Annotated in this window: 18 protein-coding genes; 15 read left to right on the forward strand and 3 right to left on the reverse strand. The window is 71.2% G+C overall.

The features are described 5' to 3' along the window. Positions 1–2: 2 nt before the first annotated feature. From nuoH to QSK10_RS27255, 11 genes are all read left to right on the forward strand, one after another. Positions 3–1322, forward strand: coding sequence for an NADH-quinone oxidoreductase subunit NuoH (nuoH, locus tag QSK10_RS27205; protein WP_285665968.1), 1320 nt, complete (start codon positions 3–5; stop codon positions 1320–1322). 4 nt (positions 1323–1326) lie between these two features. Continuing rightward, entirely contained in the window at positions 1327–1917 is a 591-nt protein-coding gene (gene nuoI, locus QSK10_RS27210) for an NADH-quinone oxidoreductase subunit NuoI (protein WP_349497708.1), read from the forward strand. Then, a complete protein-coding gene (locus QSK10_RS27215; protein ID WP_285665969.1) occupies positions 1914–2711 on the forward strand; it encodes an NADH-quinone oxidoreductase subunit J in 798 nt (265 codons plus the stop codon). The genes nuoI and QSK10_RS27215 overlap by 4 nt, the downstream gene beginning before the upstream one ends. Continuing rightward, entirely contained in the window at positions 2708–3007 is a 300-nt protein-coding gene (gene nuoK, locus QSK10_RS27220; protein ID WP_285665970.1) for an NADH-quinone oxidoreductase subunit NuoK, read from the forward strand. The genes QSK10_RS27215 and nuoK overlap by 4 nt, the downstream gene beginning before the upstream one ends. Positions 3008–3061: 54 nt before the next feature. After that, positions 3062–5017, forward strand: coding sequence for an NADH-quinone oxidoreductase subunit L (gene nuoL / locus QSK10_RS27225; RefSeq protein WP_285666442.1), 1956 nt, complete (start codon positions 3062–3064; stop codon positions 5015–5017). After that, complete coding sequence (locus tag QSK10_RS27230) at positions 5014–6585, forward strand: NADH-quinone oxidoreductase subunit M (RefSeq protein WP_285665971.1); 1572 nt, start codon at positions 5014–5016, stop codon at positions 6583–6585. Before nuoL ends, QSK10_RS27230 begins: the two co-directional genes overlap by 4 nt. Continuing rightward, positions 6582–8111 (forward strand): NADH-quinone oxidoreductase subunit NuoN, encoded by a 1530-nt coding sequence (gene nuoN, locus QSK10_RS27235; RefSeq protein WP_285665972.1) that lies wholly within the window; start codon positions 6582–6584, stop codon positions 8109–8111. Before QSK10_RS27230 ends, nuoN begins: the two co-directional genes overlap by 4 nt. A gap of 134 nt (positions 8112–8245) precedes the next feature. Continuing rightward, positions 8246–8611 (forward strand): type II toxin-antitoxin system RelE/ParE family toxin, encoded by a 366-nt coding sequence (locus QSK10_RS27240; protein WP_285665973.1) that lies wholly within the window; start codon positions 8246–8248, stop codon positions 8609–8611. Beyond that, positions 8611–8985, forward strand: a complete 375-nt coding sequence (locus QSK10_RS27245) for a helix-turn-helix domain-containing protein (protein ID WP_285665974.1) — start codon at positions 8611–8613, stop codon at positions 8983–8985. Before QSK10_RS27240 ends, QSK10_RS27245 begins: the two co-directional genes overlap by 1 nt. A gap of 120 nt (positions 8986–9105) precedes the next feature. Next, complete coding sequence (locus QSK10_RS27250) at positions 9106–10116, forward strand: polyprenyl synthetase family protein (RefSeq protein WP_432705369.1); 1011 nt, start codon at positions 9106–9108, stop codon at positions 10114–10116. Between the two features lie 32 nt (positions 10117–10148). Beyond that, positions 10149–10661 (forward strand): SMI1/KNR4 family protein, encoded by a 513-nt coding sequence (locus tag QSK10_RS27255; protein WP_285665975.1) that lies wholly within the window; start codon positions 10149–10151, stop codon positions 10659–10661. Positions 10662–10928: 267 nt separating this feature from the next. Here QSK10_RS27255 and QSK10_RS27260 read toward each other — a convergent pair whose 3' ends face one another. Continuing rightward, complete coding sequence (locus QSK10_RS27260) at positions 10929–12656, reverse strand: GMC family oxidoreductase (RefSeq protein ID WP_285665976.1); 1728 nt, start codon at positions 12654–12656, stop codon at positions 10929–10931. Positions 12657–13179: 523 nt separating this feature from the next. On the opposite strand from QSK10_RS27260, the gene QSK10_RS27265 reads away from it, so the two are divergent. After that, positions 13180–14094, forward strand: a complete 915-nt coding sequence (locus QSK10_RS27265; RefSeq protein WP_285665977.1) for an ABC transporter ATP-binding protein — start codon at positions 13180–13182, stop codon at positions 14092–14094. Then, complete coding sequence (locus QSK10_RS27270; protein WP_285665978.1) at positions 14091–14897, forward strand: ABC transporter permease; 807 nt, start codon at positions 14091–14093, stop codon at positions 14895–14897. Before QSK10_RS27265 ends, QSK10_RS27270 begins: the two co-directional genes overlap by 4 nt. 16 nt (positions 14898–14913) lie before the next feature. Here QSK10_RS27270 and QSK10_RS27275 read toward each other — a convergent pair whose 3' ends face one another. After that, a complete protein-coding gene (locus tag QSK10_RS27275) occupies positions 14914–15567 on the reverse strand; it encodes a response regulator (RefSeq protein WP_285665979.1) in 654 nt (217 codons plus the stop codon). After that, the gene (locus QSK10_RS27280) at positions 15564–16685 is read right to left on the reverse strand and encodes a sensor histidine kinase (RefSeq protein WP_285665980.1); all 1122 of its coding nucleotides are present in this window, start codon (positions 16683–16685) and stop codon (positions 15564–15566) included. The genes QSK10_RS27275 and QSK10_RS27280 overlap by 4 nt, the downstream gene beginning before the upstream one ends. A 158-nt stretch (positions 16686–16843) precedes the next feature. Here QSK10_RS27280 and QSK10_RS27285 point away from each other — a divergent pair, with 158 nt between their 5' ends. Together QSK10_RS27285 and QSK10_RS27290 are read left to right on the forward strand one after the other, a co-directional pair. Continuing rightward, positions 16844–17563, forward strand: coding sequence for an ABC transporter ATP-binding protein (locus tag QSK10_RS27285; protein ID WP_285665981.1), 720 nt, complete (start codon positions 16844–16846; stop codon positions 17561–17563). Next, the gene (locus tag QSK10_RS27290) at positions 17560–18336 is read left to right on the forward strand and encodes a hypothetical protein (protein WP_285665982.1); all 777 of its coding nucleotides are present in this window, start codon (positions 17560–17562) and stop codon (positions 18334–18336) included. The genes QSK10_RS27285 and QSK10_RS27290 overlap by 4 nt, the downstream gene beginning before the upstream one ends. Position 18337 lies beyond the last annotated feature (1 nt).

Here is an 18337-nt window from a genome sequence, read left to right on the forward strand (position 1 = left end):
CAATGAGCCTGGACATGTTCGGCCACGACCCGTGGTGGCTGATCCTCATCAAGATCCTCGTGGTCTTCGTCTTCCTGATCGTCTCCACGATCCTGGTGATCTGGTTCGAGCGCCGCGTCGTCGGCCGCATGCAGCACCGGCCCGGCCCCAACCGGCACGGTCCGTTCGGTCTGCTGCAGTCGGTGGCCGACGCCTTGAAGCTGGCGCTCAAGGAAGACATCATGCCGACGCTGGCCGACAAGGCGGTGTACTTCATCGCCCCGATCATCTCGGCGATGTGCGCGATCACGGCCTGGGCGGTGATTCCGTTCGGGCCGGAGGTGAGCATCTTCGGTCACAAGACCGCGCTGCAGATCACCGATCTGCCGGTGGCGGTCCTGGTGGTGCTGGCCTGCTCCGGCCTGGGCGTCTACGGCATCGTGCTGGGCGGCTGGGCCTCGGGCTCGACCTACCCGCTGCTGGGCGCGCTGCGCTCGGCGGCGCAGGTGATCTCCTACGAGGTCGCGCTGGGTCTGTCCATCGTGGCGGTGTTCATGCTGTCGGGGACGATGTCGACCTCCGGGATCGTCGCCTCGCAGGCGGAGAACCCGGCGGTGAACATCTTCGGGCTCGAATTCAACGTGCCCGGCTGGTACGCGATCCTGCTGTTCCCCAGCTTCGTGATCTTCGTGATCTCGATGGTCGGTGAGACCAACCGCGCGCCCTTCGACCTCCCCGAGGCCGAGTCGGAGCTCGTCGGCGGCTTCCACACCGAGTACTCGTCGCTGAAGTTCGCGATGTTCTTCCTGGCCGAGTACATCAACATGTTCACCGTCTCGGCGATGTGCACGACGCTGTTCCTGGGCGGCTGGCGGGCCCCGTGGCCGATCTCGATCTGGGGCGCGGCGAACACCGGCTTCTGGCCGCTGCTGTGGTTCATGGGCAAGCTCGTCCTGCTCATGTTCTTCTTCGTGTGGCTGCGCGGCACCATGCCGCGTCTGCGCTACGACCAGTTCATGCGGCTGGGCTGGAAGGTCCTGATCCCGCTGAACCTGGTGTGGATCCTGGTCGTCGCCGGCATCCGGGTCAGCTCGGAGCAGGAGGCGGGCACCGCCAAGACCCTCATCATCGGCGGCGTGATCCTGCTGGCGGTCGGCGTGATCTTCTTCTACCCCCGCCGCAAGCAGTACCAGGCCCCGGCCGTGGCCGACCTGGGCGTGGGCGGGTTCCCCGTTCCGCCGCTGGACCTGAAGGTCCCGCCGTCCCCCCGGACCAAGAAGATCGCGGCCAGCCGCGAAGCCACGGGCGTCTCCGCGTCCACGACCACCGAAGAGGAGGGCTGATCCGATGGGCATCCTGCCCAAATCCGCCTCGGCCTTCGGCGTCACCTTCTCGCACATGTTCAAGAAGGTCGTCACCGAGGAGTACCCGGAGAAGCCGGTACCGACCGCGCCCCGCTACCACGGCCGCCACATCCTGAACCGTCACCCCGACGGCCTGGAGAAGTGCATCGGCTGCGAGCTGTGCGCCTGGGCGTGCCCGGCCGACGCGATCTACGTGTCCGGTGCCGACAACACCGAGGAGGAGCGCTTCTCCCCGGGTGAGCGCTACGCCGGCGACTACCAGATCAACTACGCGCGCTGCATCTTCTGCGGCCTGTGCATCGAGGCCTGCCCGACGCGTTCGCTGACCATGAGCAACGAGTACGAGCTGGCCCGCGACGACCGCCGGGACCTGATCTTCACCAAGGAGCAGCTGCTCGCGCCGCTGCTGCCCGGCATGGAGCAGCCGCCGCACGCGATGCGGCTGGGTGGTTCGGAGAAGGACTACTACATCAGCGGCCCCGAGAACCCGGGCATGTCGAAGGGCGCCGAAGGGCGTTCGGTCGAGGACGCTCCGGGCGCGGGCAGCGAGCGGCGCAGCGGAGGCCACTCATGAACCCGGCGCTCACCGGCGTCCTCGCCGACGGTGGCGTGACCACCGGCGAGGCGGTCACGTTCTGGATCCTGGCGCCGATCGCGCTGGCCGGGGCCATCGGCATGGTGCTGCTGCGCAACGCCGTCCACTCGGCGCTGTCGCTGGTGCTGACCATGCTCTCGCTGGGCGTGTTCTACGTCCTGCAGGCCGGTCCGTTCATCGGCATGGTGCAGATCATCGTCTACACCGGCGCGATCATGATGCTGTTCCTCTTCGTGATCATGCTGGTCGGCCGCAACACGCGCGACTCGCTCATCGAGGTCCTGCGCGGGCAGCGGGTGGCGGCGATCCTGCTCGGCATCGGCTTCGCGATGCTCCTGGGCACCGGGCTGGCGCGCGGGATCGGCTCGATCCCGGCCGTCGGCCTGGCCGAGGCCAACGTGAACGGCAATGTCGAGGGCATCGCCAAGCTGCTGTTCACCCGCTACATCTTCGCCTTCGAGGTCACCTCGGCGCTGCTGATCACCGCCGCCGTCGGCGCGATGATCCTGGCCCACGTGGAGAAGAAGCCGGGCGAGAAGATGGACCAGAAGGTCCTCTCCCGCGCGCGTTTCGAGAAGGGCAACTACCCCGGTCCCAAGGCGGGCCCGGGCGTGTTCGCCACCTCCGACTCGGTGGCGACCCCCGCGCTGCTCCCGGACGGGACGTTCACCGAGCGCAGTGTCAGCAAGGTCGTGCCCGCGCGCGAGCTCACCATCGCCGAGGCCCGGCCCAAGGCCGTCAACGGCTCGAAGGAATACGGAGCGATCAAGTGACTCCCGAGTACTACCTCGTACTCGCCGCGGTCCTGTTCACCATCGGCGCGGTCGGTGTCCTCATCCGCCGCAACGCCATCGTGGTGTTCATGTGCGTGGAGCTCATGCTCAACGCGGCGAACCTGACCCTGGTCACCTTCGCCCGGATCAACGGGAGCCTCGACGGGCAGATCATGGCGTTCTTCGTCATGGTCGTGGCCGCCGCCGAGGTCGTGGTCGGGCTGGCGATCATCATGTCCATCTTCCGTTCCCGCCGGTCGGCCTCGGTCGATGACGCGAACCTCCTGAAGTACTAAGAGGACACAGTGGATTCGATCACCTACGCCGACGCCACCGGCGCCCTCTCGTCGATGTGGCTCCTGGTGGCCATCCCGGCGGTGAGCGCGGCGGTGCTGCTGTTGCTCGGAAAGCGCGCCGACAAGTGGGGTCACTGGCTGGGCGTCGCCGCGGTCCTGGCGGCCTTCGGTCTCGCGGTGACCTACTTCTTCCAGCTCAAGGGCCTGGACAACCGGTCCGCCGCGCTGAACCTCTTCGAGTTCATCCACATCGGCGGGCTGGAGGTCAACGTCGGCCTCCTGTTCGACCCGCTGACCGCGGTGTTCGTGCTGCTGATCACCGGCGTTGGGTTCCTGATCCACGTGTACGCGGTCGGCTACATGTCCCACGACCCGGGCCGCCGCCGCTTCTTCGCGTACTTCAACCTGTTCGTCGCGGCGATGCTGCTGCTGGTCCTCGGCGACAACTACGTGATGCTCTACGCGGGCTGGGAGGGCGTGGGTCTGGCCTCGTACCTGCTCATCTCCTTCTGGTACGAGCGCCCGGCCGCGGCGACCGCCGGTAAGAAGGCGTTCCTCATCAACCGCGTCGGCGACGTCGGCTTCGCCCTCGCGATCTTCCTGATGTTCGCCACCTTCGGGACGACGGACTACGCGAAGGTGTTCAACGGGGTCCTGGAGTCGGAGGCCGGTCAGACCGTTTCGGCCGGCGTCCTGCTCGCCCTGGGCCTGCTGCTCCTGCTGGGCGCCTGCGGCAAGTCGGGCCAGTTCCCGCTGCAGACCTGGCTCCCGGACGCCATGGAGGGCCCGACCCCGGTGTCGGCGCTCATCCACGCCGCGACCATGGTCACCGCCGGTGTCTACATGATCGCCCGCTCGGCGACCATCTTCAACGCCAACGAGACCGCCCAGACGGTCGTGGTGTCGATCGGCGCGCTGACGCTGCTGATCGGCTGCATCATCGGCTGCGCGAAAGACGGCATCAAGCGCGTCCTGGCCTACTCCACCGTGTCCCAGATCGGCTACATGTTCCTGGCCGTGGGTCTCGGCGGCGGCGCCTACGCGTTGGGCATCATCCACCTGCTGGCGCACGGCTTCTTCAAGGCCGGGCTGTTCCTCGGTGCCGGTTCGGTCATGCACGGCATGAAGGACCAGGAGGACATCCGCCGCTACGGTGGCCTGTGGAAGCACATGAAGATCACCTGGGCCACCTTCGGCCTCGGGTGGCTGGCCATCATCGGGATGTTCCCCTTCTCCGGCTTCTTCACCAAGGACCCGATCATCCTCTCGGCGTTCAACCGCGAGGGCTGGACGGGCTGGCTCTACGGCGGCGCGGCCCTGCTGGGCGCGGGTCTCACCGCGTTCTACATGACCCGCCTGTTCGTGCTCACCTTCCACGGCAAGCCCCGCTGGGAGATGGAGAAGCACGGCGACCACCACGCCGACGGGGATGAGGCGCACCACGCGGGCATCAAGCAGACCGCGGACGGGCGCGACATCCAGCACCCGCACGAGTCGCCGCTGATCATGACGATCCCGCTGATCGTGCTGGCCCTCGGCTCGGTCTTCGCCGGTTACCTGATGTCGACCTCGGTCGTCGACTGGCTCACCCCGGTCCTGGGCGACGCCCCCGAGGAGCACGGCCGCCTCTCGCACGGCACGGTCACCGTCCTCACCCTGGGCGTGGTCGTCATCGGCGCGGCGATCGCGTTCCTGCTGTTCCGCAACGGCACCGAGCTGGTGGAGCGCCCCGCGCGCACCCACATCGTCCGGGCCGCGCGCAACAACCTGTACGCCGACCGGTTCAACGAGCTGGTCTTCGAACTGCCCGGGCGTCTGCTGACCCGGGCCCTGGTGTGGGTCGACAACCGGGGGGTGGACGGGATCGTGAACGGTCTCGCCGCCGCCTTCGGAGGCGGATCCGGGCGGCTGCGGCGGCTCCAGACCGGCTATGTCCGCACCTACGCCCTGTCAATTCTCTCCGGTGCCGTTCTCGTCGTCGCGGCACTCCTGGCGGTGAGGCTCGGATGAGTTCTACGTCGTTCCCGTTCCTTCCGGTGCTCGTCGCCCTCCCCCTGGTGGGCGCGATCGCCACGGCCTTCATCCCGAAGACCAAACCGCAGCTGGCGAAGGTCGTCGCGCTGGCGATCTCCGTGGTCGTCCTCGGCATCACCGTCGCGGCGGTGATCGCCTTCGACACCAACGGCGACCGGCTCCAGCTCGCCGAGTCCTACAAGTGGATCCCGCAGTGGGGTCTGCGCTTCAGCTTCGCCGTCGACGGCATCGCCCTGGTGATGGTGGCGCTGTCGGCGCTGCTGGTGCCGATCGTGATCCTGGCGTCCTGGAAGGACGCCGATGACGACGGCAGCGGCGGGCGCCGCAACGTCCCGACGTTCTTCGCGCTCATGCTGGCCCTCGAAGCCACCATGATCGGCGTGTTCGCCGCCTCGGACGTCCTGCTGTTCTACATCTTCTTCGAGGTCATGCTCGTGCCGATGTACTTCCTGATCGGCTCCTACGGGGGCCCGCGCAGGCAGTACGCGGCGGTCAAGTTCTTCCTGTACTCCCTCGTCGGCGGCATGCTGATGCTGGCGGCCGTGATCGGCCTGTGGGTGACGGCGAAGAACGGCCTGGGCCACGCGACCTTCGACTGGCAGGAGATCGTCAACCTGGCCAAGAACGGCGGCATCCCCGGGGATCTGCAGAAGTGGCTGTTCCTCGGCTTCTTCGCGGCCTTCGCGATCAAGGCGCCGTTCTTCCCGTTCCACACCTGGCTGCCCGACGCCGGTGGCGCCGCGCCCGCCGGTGCGGCCGCGCTGCTGGTCGGCGTCCTCGACAAGGTCGGCACCTACGGCATCCTGCGCTACTGCCTGCCGATCTTCCCCGAGGCCTCGAAGTACTTCGCGACCCTGGCGATCGTGCTGTCGCTGGTCGGCGTCCTGTACGGCGCGCTGCTGGCCGTCGGGCAGACCGACCTCAAGCGCCTGGTGGCCTACACGTCGATCTCCCACTTCGGGTTCATCGGCATCGGCATCTTCGCCTTCAGCTCGCAGGCGGTCACCGGTTCGGTGCTGTACATGGTCAACCACGGTCTGGCCACCGGCCTGCTGTTCATCGTGGTCGGCTTCCTCGTGCGGCGCCGCGGTTCGCAGTCCATCAGCGACTTCGGCGGCGCCGGGAAGCTGATGCCGCTGATGGCGGGCGTGTTCCTCATCGCGGGTCTGGCCTCGCTGGCCCTGCCGGGGACCTCGCCGTTCGTCTCGGAGTTCCTGGTGCTCATCGGGACCTTCTCGGTCAACAAGACCGTGGCGATCCTGGCGGCGCTCGGGATGGTGCTGGCCGCGGCCTACATCCTGTGGATGTTCCAGCGGACCATGCAGGGCACGCTGAACCCGGCCCTGAAGGACGTCGCGCCCATGAAGAAGGACCTGAGCGTCCGGGAGAAGGTCGTCGTCGCGCCCCTGATCGTGCTGATCATCGCGCTCGGCGTCTACCCGAAGCCGGTGCTCGACATGATCGAGCCCGCCGTTAAGGCGACCATTCAGGACGTCGGCAAGTCCGACCCGGTGCCTACCGCTGCCGATGGAGCTCAGAAGTGAACGACATCCAACTGCCGCCGATCGATTACGCGGCCCTGCTCCCGATGCTCATCGTGTTCGGGCTCGCGTGCGTCGGCATCCTCGCCGAGGCCTTCGTCCCGCGCAAGCACCGCTTCGCGGTCCAGGCCACGCTGACCCTGGCGGCGCTGATCGCCGGGCTCGTCACCGTGATCATCAACCGCGACCTCGAAGTCACCACGATCGGCGGCGCGGTCACCATCGACGGCGCCGGGCTGTTCCTGCAGGGCATCATCCTCGTCCTGGGGATCGTCGCCTTCGGGCTCATCGCCGAGCGCCGCCTGGAGCGCGGTGGCGCGTTCGTGGCCAACGCCGCGCACGCCGCCGACTCCGACGGCGACAAGAAGCAGCTGAACGAGGCCGGCGCGACCGAGATCTTCCCGCTCACGCTCTTCGCGATCGCGGGCATGATGCTCTTCTGCGTCTCGGGCGACCTGCTGACGATGTTCGTCGCGCTGGAGGTCTTCTCCCTCCCGCTGTACCTGATGTGCGGCCTCGCCCGCCGCCGCCGCCTCCTGTCCCAGGAGTCGGCGCTCAAGTACTTCCTGCTCGGCGCCTTCGCCTCGGCGTTCTTCCTGTACGGCGTCGCGCTGATCTACGGCTACGCCGGTTCGGTGCAGCTGGTGGCGATCAAGCAGTCCGTCCTCGACTCCGACAAGTCGGGGGTCCTGCTGGCCGCCGGTCTGGCGCTGCTGGCGATCGGCCTGCTCTTCAAGGCCGCCGCCGTCCCGTTCCACGTGTGGACGCCCGACGTCTACCAGGGTGCGCCGACCCCCATCACCGCGCTCATGGCGGCCTGCGTGAAGGCCGCGGCCTTCGGCGGTCTCCTGCGCGTGTTCAACGTGGCCTTCGAGACCACGTCGTGGGACTGGCGCCCCGTCATCACCGCCGTGGCGATGGCGACCATGATCGTCGGCTCGATCCTCGCGGTGACACAGACCGACATCAAGCGCCTGCTGGCCTACTCGTCCATCGCCAACGCCGGCTACCTGCTGGTCGGCGTGGTGTCCCTGGGCGGAGCCGTCGGGTCCAGCATGTTCTACCTGGTCGCCTACGGTTTCTCGGTGCTGGCCGCCTTCGGCATGGTGACGCTGGTCCGCGACGCCGACGGCGAGGCGACCCACCTGTCCCGCTGGGCCGGGCTCGGCAAGGGCTCGCCGCTGTTCTCGGCGATGTTCACCATCATCATGCTCGGCTTCGCCGGCATCCCCCTCACCTCCGGGTTCAGCTCGAAGTTCGCGCTGTTCTCCTCGGCGTGGGACGCCAACCAGAGCGCGCTGGTCATCGTCGGTGTGCTCTCCAGCGTGGTCCTGGCCTTCCCGTACCTGAAGGTCGTCGTCCTCCTGTGGCTCAACCCCCCCGGCGACGAGACCCCCACCGTGTCGGTGCCGGGGTACCTGACCCGCGCGGTGGTCGGCGTCGGCGTCCTGGCGACGATCGTCCTGGGCGTGGCGCCGAGCTGGCTGCTGGACATGGTCAACAGCGCGGGGACGTTCCTGGCGAAGTAGGTTTCGCGGTTCGAGAGAAGCGCCCGGCCCCTTGAGGGGCCGGGCGCTTCGGCATTCATGAAGATCATTTTGTCGGCGACACGACAGATCGTGACGCACACGCTTGAAGTTAAGCGTATTCTAGATTTCTCCCCATGGAGGAGTGGGAAATCTATGCCACCGACGAGTTTCGGGCCTGGTGGAGTGGGCTGGATGAGAAGTCTCAGGAGCAGGTCGTCTGTGCGCTCGACGTGCTCGCCGAGACGGGCCCCAGGCTCGGGCGGCCGTTGGTCGACGTGATCCACGGATCGCGTCTGCACAACCTGAAAGAGCTGAGGCCGGGTTCGTCGGGACGGAGCGAGTTGCGGATCCTGTTCGCCTTCGATCCGTGGCGCGCGGCGGTGATCCTGCTCGGCGGGGACAAGGCCGGTGAGTGGTCGACGTGGTACCGGACGGCGATACCCGAGGCCGAAGCCCGGTATGAGACGTATCTGAGCGACCGTATTGCGGAGGGACTGTGATGGCGAAGTACCACAAGTGGTCCGACATCCGGGCCGAGTACATCGAGCAGGCGGGCGGTGAGGCCGTCGTCAAGGAGAAGACGAAGCGCCTCAAGGCCTGGGCTCACGCGTACCTGCTCGTGGAGAAGCGGAAGAACTTCGGCCTGACCCAGGCCGACGTCGGGCGGCGCATGGGTGTGAGCAAGGCCCGGGTGAGCCAGATCGAGCGCGGGGAGGTCTCGACGGTCGGCGTCCTCTCGCGCTACGTCGCGGCCCTCGGCGGCCGGATCCGCGTCATCGCCGACTTCGAGGGCGAGGAGGTCCCGCTCACGTTCCTCGACATGCTGCTGGCCTGCGATGAGGACGGGGAGAAGCCCGAGCCGCACGCCGCCTGACGGGCTCGCCCGCGACCCCTCATACCAAGATCCCCCATGGCGCCGACACCCTAAGCTGTGCACGACACCTAAACGAGGGGCACCGGGGAGGCGTACGGCTATGTATGGCAGGGTGAGCCCGTGGTCAGCTTGACGCAAACGCCCTCCAGCGCGCCCGTCGACATCGATTTCGACGATCCGGCGCTGACGAACGCCGTCCAGCGCGGTCTCGACGAGGTCGAGGTCCGCCTGCGCGAGGCCGTGGACAGCGCCGACCCGTTCATCGCCGAGGCGGCCGCGCACCTGATGCTGGCCGGCGGGAAGCGGTTCCGGCCGATGCTGGTGCTGCTGTCCAGCCACTTCGGCGACGCCGAGGCCGAGGGCATCATCGACGCCGCCGTCGTCATGGAGCTCACCCACCTCGCCACCCTGTACCACGACGACGTCATGGACGAGGCGCCCGTGCGGCGGGGCGCGCCCAGCGCGAACTCGCGGTGGGGGAACACCTTCGCGATCCTCATCGGCGACTACCTGTTCGCGCGCGCCTCCGACATCACCGCGTCGCTGGGCACCGAGGCGGTGCGCAAGCAGGCGGGCACGTTCGCGCGGCTGGTCGCCGGGCAGATCGCCGAGACCGCCGGTCCGCGGGGGGCCGACCCGGTCGAGTTCTACCTGCACGTCCTCGCCGAGAAGACCGGCAGCCTCATCGCCACCAGCGCCCACTTCGGCGGGTACTTCGCGGGCGCCGGCGAGGACGTCACCGACGCGCTCGCCGAGTTCGGCGAGGTCATCGGGGTGGCCTTCCAGCTGTCCGACGACCTGCTCGACATCGCCTCCGAGTCGCGCACCTCCGGCAAGACGCCCGGCACCGACCTGCTCGAAGGCGTCCCGACGCTCCCGGCGCTCTACGCCCTCGCCGACGACGACCCGGCCGACGCGCGGCTTCGCGAACTGGTCTCGGGCCCCGTCGCCGAGGCGGACCTCCCGGAGGCCCTCACGCTGCTGCGCGCCAGCAAGGCCATGGAGAAGGCGCGCGCGACCCTCGACGCCTACGGCGAGCGCGCGCGGGACATCCTCACGCGCCTGCCGGACGTCCCGGCGCGGCGGGCGCTGGAGGCCGTCTGCGCGTACATGGTGTCGCGCACCTCCTGAACACGTCGCACCCGGCGGTTAGCCTGCCGGGCATGGACCGTGAGTACCCCGCCGCCCTGGCCGCGCTGGCGCAGGCCGAGATCGACTACGCCGAGGGCGAGGGCATCGACCTCGGCGTGCACGCGGAGTTCGTCTCCGCCGCCGAGACCACCGACTGGCTGCGCCTGTGGACGGGCGACCCCGGCATCGACGGGGACGCCTTCCGCGTCTTCGGCGAGGACGGCACCGGCGGCGCCGCCGCGCTGTGGCTGGCCCGCGAGGGCCGCCCGCTCACCGAGCAGCCGGTGGTGTTCCTGGGCTCCGAAGGCGAGATCGGGGTCGTCGCCGCGAACCTCTCGGACCTGCTGTGGCTCCTCGCCGACGGCGTCGGGCCCTGCGAGGTCGTCGCGACCGCCTACGACGAGCCCGCCGCGCAACCGGCGCTGGTGGCCATCGCCGAGCGGTACGCGTCCACGCCCCGCCGTGGCGCCGACGAGATCGTCGCGGCGGCCCGCGCGGAGTTCCCGCACTTCAAGCGGGACGTGGACGCCATGATCCGCTACTAGCCCGCGGGCCGAGGGTGGGCCTTGGCGCCCGCTCGCGCCCGGCGCGAAGGACACCCGGGTCGTGGTCGGCGAGACCGCCGGGCGGCACGCTCGCCGGGGTCCCGTGGGGCATCGACGCCCACGACCGCTCGGCGCACATCGGCCTCGGGCCGCTCCCCGGCACGCGCGGCAAGGGCCACGGACCGGCGTGGTCGCCGTCCTGTGCCACTGCGGCTTCACGCGCGATCAGGTGCTCCCGGGGCTCCCGGCCGGGGAGTGGAGGCGGGACTAGGCGTCCCGCAGCACGTCGGCGCTGGCCTTCTCCGACAGCAGCGCCGTCGCCAGCCACGGGAACAGGCCCGGCGCGCGGATGAACGCCGAGGCGTCCACGACGCGCACGTTGGCCGTGCCGCGCACCTTCAGGCGCCCGTCGACGACGGCGCCGGGGTCGTCGGGGGCACCCATGCGGTTGGTGCCGGACGCGTGGTGGCCGCGGGTCTCGCCCGCCACGTAGGCGGCCAGGTCGGCGTCCGGACCGGGCGTCACCTCGTCGCCGATGGCGGCGGCCTTGGCGATGCGGCGGGCGGCGTCGACGCCCTCGATGAGCGCGGCGTCGTCGGCGGCGTCGGGCGGGCCGTGGTCGACGACGGGTGTGGCGGCCGGGTCGGCCGAGGCGAGCCGGACCGTGCCGCGCCCGCGCGGGTAGCCCTTGAGGACGGTCCAGGTGAAGTCGCGGGCCGAGGGCGTCCCGAACACGAAGAGGTCGGCGCGGCCGTCCTCGGCGGCGCGCGAGCCCCGGCGCAGCCCGAACAGGACGCCGTTGGAGCCGTACACGCTGGACAGGCGCTCGCCGGGCGGGGTCCGGCGCCAGTCGGCCAGGCACGGGTCGCCCTCGTCGCCGAAGGAGCAGCCGTCCAGCAGCGCGAAGCGCTCGTCGGCGCGGGTGACGACGGTGACGAGCCGGTGGTCCTGGAGGTTGGCGCCGACGCCGGGGAGGTCCACGCGCGTCTCGATGCCGTGCTCGGTGAGGTGGTCGCGCGGGCCCAGGCCGGAGAGCATGAGCAGCTGCGGCGCGTTGAACGCGCCCGCGGCGACGATGACCTCCTTGGCGACGCGGACGCTGCGGCTCTCCCCGGCCGCGCCGCCGCCGGCGAAGCCGTTGTAAGGGGAGTCGGCGAAGCCGCCGTAGAGGTGGCGTCCGGCGCGGTAGTCGACGGCGACCGCGCGCCACCCGCCGGCGTCCTCTTCGAGGACGATCCGCTCGGCGAGGGCGTCGGTGAGCACGGTGAGGTTCGCCTGGCGGCGGTCGGCGTCCAGGAGCCGCTCGCGTGGGCCGTAGCGGCGTCCGTCGCGGGTGGCCTGCGGTGGCTGGAAGAAGCCGCGCGCGGCGGGGTCCTCGTTGCAGTCGCGGGACAGGTGGACCGGCTCGCTCGACAGCGACAGCTGCACCAGTCCCCGGTCGGTGTGCGCGCCGGCCTCGGCGAGGACGGCGGCGGCCACCCGCAGCAGCCGCGGGTCGCGCAGGGCGGGACGGGCGTCGGCGAGCTCGGTGGGCTGCCAGGTGGCGTGGACCCGCCGCCACACCTCCCACATCTCGCCCCACCCGGCGTCGCCGGTGAGCTGCTGGAGCTCGTCCCAGTCGGCGGGGTCGGGGTAGACGGTGATCATGCCGTGCTGGGCGGTGCAGCCGCCGAGGGTGGCCGCGCGCGGGTTCGCGCCGGGGTAGGTGAGGGTGATGGCGGGGTCCGTCGCGGCTCGCGGGTGGAGGGCGGGGACGTCGTAGAAGGCCGGGTCGCCGTGCGCGGGCCCGGCTTCCAGGACCAGGACGCGGTAGCCGGCCTCGGCGAGGTTCGCGGCGATGGGGGCGCCGCCCGGGCCGGAGCCGATGACGAGGTAGTCGGTCTCGTCGATCTCCGGCGCGCTGATGAGCGCCGCTCGCGCCCCCGGCGTCGGCAGCCCGGTCGCGGCGGCGACCAGGGCGGCGCCGGTGAGTGCGTTTCGCCTGGTTAGACCCATGTTCCCCCCTAGATCATGACGATCATATGGGCGCGAAGGTCGCCCGTCCGGGTGATCGCGGTTGCCGGGCACGAGGGCGTGGGCGACGGTTGACACGGCCCGCCGGGGAAGCCCAGCCCAAGCGGGCGCCGCGTCCAGCGGGAAGTTCATAGCGGAGAGCAGCGCGAGCCCACCGGCGGTGCGCGGGACGCCACCAGCGTCCCGCAGTCCCCACCTCGTCTAGCCGGTGACCGACCGCTTCGCGCGCACCAGACCCGTGCCGCGGCCATTGTGAGGGTGGCCGTGGCGGTGGTGACACGTGCGCGTGTCGGTTGGGACGGGCTCGGGGTGCTCTTCGCGGGCCCGCGAAAGATGTGGACGACGAGCAGGACCGGGGTGGGCCGGGCCTGCTCGTCGCATTTTCGCGCCCCGCGTGTCAGACCACGGTCGTACGGGTTCCCCCTGTCGGGTCCGCCCTCGCTCCGAGCCGTAGTTCCGGCCGTGCGCCGACGATTTCGCCGCCGAAATCGCCGAAGGTTATCGCATGATCGAGGTACGCGAACTCACCAAGCGGTACGGCCCGAAGACGGCCGTCGACGGCTTGTCGTTCACCGTCGAGCCCGGGCGCGTGACCGGGTTCCTCGGGGCGAACGGGGCCGGTAAGTCCACGACGATGCGGGCGATTCTGGGCCTGGACCGGCCGACGTCGGGGGAGACCCTGGTCAACGGGCGCCCTTATACGTCCATCAAGGATCCGATGTTCGAGGTCGGCGCGCTGCTGGACGCCGGTGCGGTGCACGGCGGGCGCTCGGCGTTCAACCACCTGCGGTGCCTGGCCGTGTCCAACGGGATCGGCGGGAAGCGGGTCACCGAGGTGCTGGAGCGGGTGGGGCTGGCCGGGGTCGCGCGCAAGCGGGTCGGCGGGTTCTCGCTGGGGATGCGGCAGCGGCTGGGGATCGCCGCGGCGCTGCTGGGGGACCCGGGGGTCCTCATGTTCGACGAGCCGGTGAACGGGCTGGACCCGGAGGGGATCCGCTGGATCCGGGAGTTCATGCGGGCGCTGGCCGCCGAGGGCCGCACGGTCCTGGTGTCCAGTCACCTGATGAGCGAGATGGCGCTGACCGCCGACCACATCGTGATCATCGGGCGCGGGAAGCTCATCACCGAGACGTCGATGGCCGATCTCGCGCAGCGGCACAAGCGGGACGTGCTGGTGCGCACCCCGCAGGTCGCCGAGCTGAAGTCGGCGCTGGCCGAGGTCGGCGCGACGGTCTCGGTCACCGAGGACGCGGCCCTGTCGGTGACGGGGCTGGAGGCCGCGAAGATCGGTGAGCTGGCCTTCGCGCGGGGCGTGGTCCTGCACGAGATGACGCCGCGGACGGCCTCGCTGGAAGAGGCCTACATGGAACTGACCGAGGACAGCGTGGAGTACCGCGCGAAGGAATGGAGCGCGGCATGAGCGCGATGACGGTGGCCGTCCCCAGGGGGCGGCGCGGCGGGCTGGGCGGGACGGTCGCCTCGGAGTGGCTGAAGCTGCGCTCGGTGCGTTCGACGTGGGCGTTCGCGGCGGCGCTGGTGGGCGCGCTCGCCCTCGGCGGGATCGCGGCGTTCTTCATGGTCGCCGACTACGACTCCAAGAGCGCCGCCGAGCAGGCGGCGTTCGAGTCGGCCGACCCGTCGGCGCTGATCGTGCCTATCGCGCAGTTCTGCCTGGCGGCGCTGGGCGCGATCGCGGTGACGGGGGAGTACGCCACGGGCATGATCCGCACGAGCCTCACCGCGGTCCCCGGACGGGGGCGGATCTTCGGCGCGAAGGTCGCCGTCGTGGGCCTGACGGCGGCGGTGCTGGGCGTGGCCATGTCCTTCGCGGGCTACCTCCTCGGGATCATGGCGGCGGGGGACCGCACGGGTGCCATCGCGGTACCGGACTTCGCCGAGGCCGGGCCGCGCATCTGGGCCAACGCGCTGTCGATCTTCGTGATGGGGCTGCTCGGGCTGGGCCTGGGCACGGTCCTGCGGTCCACGGCGGGGGCGCTGGTCACGATCAGCGCGCTGATGTTCGTCGCGCCGATCGCCGCGCAGTTCCTGCCGGCCTCGATCGGGCCGAAGGTGATGTCCTCGCTCACGATGCAGCTGCCCGCGCAGATCGCGGGAGAACCGGGGTCCTTCTACGGCCAGGGGGCGGCCGTGCTCGTCCTGGCGCTGTACGCGATCGTCCCGCTCATCGCCGGTGGGCTGCTGCTCAAGCGGCGCGACGCCTGAACCGGGCCCGGCCTGGTCACCGCTCCCGTGCGGTGACCAGGCCGTTTTCGTAGGCGGCGATGACGAGGTGGGCGCGGTCGCGGGCCCGCAGCTTGGCCAGCAGGCGTCCCATGTGGGACTTCACGGTCGCCAGGGTGACGTGCAGGCGCTCGGCGATCTCGGTGTTGGACAGGCCCAGGCCGACCAGGGTCAGCACCTCCCGCTCGCGGCCGGTGACGCCGTCGAGGGAGCCGGCCGGGGGGACGGCGGTGCGGGGCGCGGCGGCGAAGTCGGCGATCAGGCGGCGTGTGACGGCCGGGGCGAGCAGCGCGTCCCCGGCGGCGATGACGTCCACCGCGCGCAGCAGGTCCTCCGGCGGGGTGTCCTTCAGCAGGAACCCGGAGGCCCCGGCGCGCAGGGCGTCGTACACGTAGGAGTCGAGGTGGAACATGGTCAGGATCAGCACGCGCGTCTCGGAGGCGGCGCAGATGCGCCGGGTGGCCTCGATGCCGTCCATGACGGGCATCCGCACGTCCATCAGGACCACGTCGGGCCGCAGCGCCGCCGCCAGCTCCACCGCCTCGGCGCCGTCGGCGGCCTCACCGGCCACCTCCAGGCCCGAGGTCTCCAGCAGGACCCGGAAGCTGCCGCGCAGCAGCGCCTGGTCGTCGGCGATGAGCACGGACGTCACGCGGGGCTCCTCTCGAAGGGCAGGCGGGCCCGCACCCGGAAACCGCCGCCCGGCAGGGGACCGGCGTCGAAGGTACCGCCGTGCGCGGCGGCCCGCTCACGCATCCCGATGAGCCCGTGCCCACCGGCGGGCGGCGGCGGGACGCGGCGGCCGGGCCCGGCGTCGGTGACCTCCACCTGGAGGGACTCGCCGTCCCCGGTCACCCGCACCAGGCAGGACGTGGGGGCGGCGTGCTTGACGGCGTTGGTCACCGCCTCCTGGGCGATCCGGTAGGCGGCCGTGGCCACACCGGCGGGCGGTTCGCCGGGGACGCGCACGTCCAGCGTCACCCGCACCCCCGCCGGTCCGGCGCGGCCGGGGAGCCCGGCCAGCTCGGCCAGGCCCGGCGCGGGTGTGAGGGGGTCTTCGTCGCCGGAGCGCAGGACCCCGAGCATGCTGCGCAGCTCGGTGAGGGCCGCGCGGCTCTCGGCGGCGATGGCCTTCAGGGCCTCCCGTGCCTCCTCGGGGCGCGCGTCGAGGACGTGCGCGGCCACGCCCGCCTTCACCGCGATGACGCCCATGCCGTGGGCGACGACGTCGTGCAGCTCCCGGGCGATGCGCAGGCGCTCCTCGGTGACGGCCTGCGCCGCCGAGCGCGCCACCCACATGCGGCGCTCGCGGACCGCGCGGCCCACCGTCCAGGCCGCGCCGGTGACGGCCGCGCCCACGACGACCAGGCCGATGTCGGGTCCGCCGCCGCCCGCCATCGTCCCGCACACGAGGGTCAGCGCGGAGACCACGGCGATGGCCAGGGTCGGCTCGCGGCGGTGCCGGGGCTGCTGGAGGGCGACGGTGTAGGCGGCCAATGCGGCGGCCAGGAACGGCTCGCGCAGCAGCCCCGCGACGGCGGCGGCGATGGACGCGGCGGCCACCACCGCCAGGACCGTGCGCGGGTACCGGCGGCGCAGCGCCACCGGCAGCGCGATGCCGGCCGCCAGCGCGATCCGCAGCGGCTGCGCGGCCGTCCCGGCGGTCATCGGGAACGTGGCCAGGGCCAGGAAGTACCCGACGGCGAGGGCGCCGTCGATCGCCAGTAGCGCGCCGGGGGCCAGGCGCCGGAAGATCGGCCGTTCGTCCATACCGGCGACGGTAGCCAAGATCGCCCGCGGCGGCCTCGGGCGGCGGGACGTCATACCCGGGTCTAGTGCCGGGGCCGGTACTGCGACCCCGGGCGGGCGCGAGAGTCCCGTCCGCCGCCCGATGCCCCGGAGGGGCCCCTCCGGCGAGGCTGGGCGGCATGATCGAGACACGCTCGCTGACCAAAAGGTACGGCCGGGTGACGGCGGTGGACGAGCTGTCGTTCACCGTCGCGCCCGGCCACGTGACGGGATTCCTCGGCCCCAACGGCGCCGGGAAGTCCACCACCATGCGGATGATCCTGGGCCTGGACCGCCCCGACGGCGGCGAGGCCCTCGTCGACGGCCGCCGCTACACCGCCATCAGGCGCCCGGCGCACGTCCTCGGCGCGCTCCTGGACGCCACCGCGCTCCAGCCCGGCCGCTCCGGCCGCGCCCACCTGCGGGCCGTGGCCGCCGCCAACGGCATCGGCGCGGCCCGCGTCGCCGAGGTCCTCGACCGCGTCGGCCTCACCGGCGCCGCCCGCCGCCCGGCCTCGGCCTACTCCCTGGGCATGAAACAGCGCCTCGGCATCGCCCAGGCCCTCCTGGGCGACCCCGGCGTCCTCATGTTCGACGAACCGGTCAACGGCCTCGACCCCGAAGGCGTGCGCTGGATCCGCGGCCTCCTGCGCGACCTGGCCGCCGAGGGCCGCACCGTCCTGGTGTCCAGCCACCTCATGACCGAGATGGCCCTGACCGCCGAGCGGCTCCTGGTCATCGGGCGCGGGAAGCTCATCGCCGACACCACCGTCGCCGCGCTCACCGCCGGGGGCGAATCCCTTGAGGACGCCTACTTCCGGCTCACCGAGACGTCCGTCGAATACGGGGGCACCCGATGAACGCCGTCCACGCCGAATGGATCAAGTTCCGCACCACCCGCGCCACCTGGATCGGCCTCGCCGCCATCGCCGCCACCGTCGCCGGGACCGGCGCGCTCGCCCTCTACGTGGCGTCCATGTACGACGGCGCCGACGCCACCCGCCGCGCCACGATCGCGGTGGCGCCGCTGGAGGAGATGGCGCTGTTCGTCGCGCAGCTCGTCTTCGCGGTCCTGGGCGCCCTGTCGCTGACCGCCGAATACCGCTCCGGGCTCGTGCGCACCACCTTCACCGCCGTCCCCCGCCGGTGGGCGGTCCTCGCCGCCAAGGCCGCCGTCCTCACCGCGGCCGGGCTCCTCACCGGCGTGGCCGCCATGGCCGCCGCGCGCGGCCTCACCGGCGCGATCATCGGCGACCGGCCCATCCCCGAGTACGACGAACCCGTCCGGCTCGCCGACCTGCTCGTCGGCGGGCCCTCGGTGGCCATGTTCGCCCTCATCGGCCTCGGGCTGGGCGCCCTCACCCGCTCGGCGGTGGCGACCATCGGGACCGTCTTCGCCCTCTGGTACATCGTGCCCATCGTCGCCATGAACCTCCCCGCGCCCTGGGACGACCGGATCAGCTCCATCGTGCTCACCCGCCTGCACACCGAACTCGCCGGCGTCGACCCCGCCGTCAAATACGGCGACCACATGCCCTCGGCGCTGCTGTCGCCGTGGGCGGCCGCCGCTGTGATGACCGGCTACGTCCTCCTCGTCAACCTGCCCGGCTACCTGCGGGCCCGCCGGGACTGAC

The organism is Actinorhabdospora filicis, from assembly GCF_030269765.1.
Taxonomy (GTDB): Bacteria; Actinomycetota; Actinomycetes; order Mycobacteriales; family Micromonosporaceae; genus Actinorhabdospora; species Actinorhabdospora filicis.

Coding starts and splice junctions, on each gene's coding strand:
- QSK10_RS27280 (WP_285665980.1), bottom strand. CDS start 16,685: ATGGACGAACGGCCGATCTTCCGGCGCCTGGCCCCCGGCGCGCTACTG.
- QSK10_RS27285 (WP_285665981.1), top strand. CDS start 16,844: ATGATCGAGACACGCTCGCTGACCAAAAGGTACGGCCGGGTGACGGCG.
- QSK10_RS27245 (WP_285665974.1), top strand. CDS start 8,611: ATGGCGAAGTACCACAAGTGGTCCGACATCCGGGCCGAGTACATCGAG.
- QSK10_RS27240 (WP_285665973.1), top strand. CDS start 8,246: ATGGAGGAGTGGGAAATCTATGCCACCGACGAGTTTCGGGCCTGGTGG.
- nuoL (WP_285666442.1), top strand. CDS start 3,062: ATGTGGCTCCTGGTGGCCATCCCGGCGGTGAGCGCGGCGGTGCTGCTG.
- QSK10_RS27270 (WP_285665978.1), top strand. CDS start 14,091: ATGAGCGCGATGACGGTGGCCGTCCCCAGGGGGCGGCGCGGCGGGCTG.
- QSK10_RS27255 (WP_285665975.1), top strand. CDS start 10,149: ATGGACCGTGAGTACCCCGCCGCCCTGGCCGCGCTGGCGCAGGCCGAG.
- QSK10_RS27290 (WP_285665982.1), top strand. CDS start 17,560: ATGAACGCCGTCCACGCCGAATGGATCAAGTTCCGCACCACCCGCGCC.
- nuoI (WP_349497708.1), top strand. CDS start 1,327: ATGGGCATCCTGCCCAAATCCGCCTCGGCCTTCGGCGTCACCTTCTCG.
- QSK10_RS27260 (WP_285665976.1), bottom strand. CDS start 12,656: ATGGGTCTAACCAGGCGAAACGCACTCACCGGCGCCGCCCTGGTCGCC.
- QSK10_RS27265 (WP_285665977.1), top strand. CDS start 13,180: ATGATCGAGGTACGCGAACTCACCAAGCGGTACGGCCCGAAGACGGCC.
- nuoH (WP_285665968.1), top strand. CDS start 3: ATGAGCCTGGACATGTTCGGCCACGACCCGTGGTGGCTGATCCTCATC.
- QSK10_RS27230 (WP_285665971.1), top strand. CDS start 5,014: ATGAGTTCTACGTCGTTCCCGTTCCTTCCGGTGCTCGTCGCCCTCCCC.
- QSK10_RS27215 (WP_285665969.1), top strand. CDS start 1,914: ATGAACCCGGCGCTCACCGGCGTCCTCGCCGACGGTGGCGTGACCACC.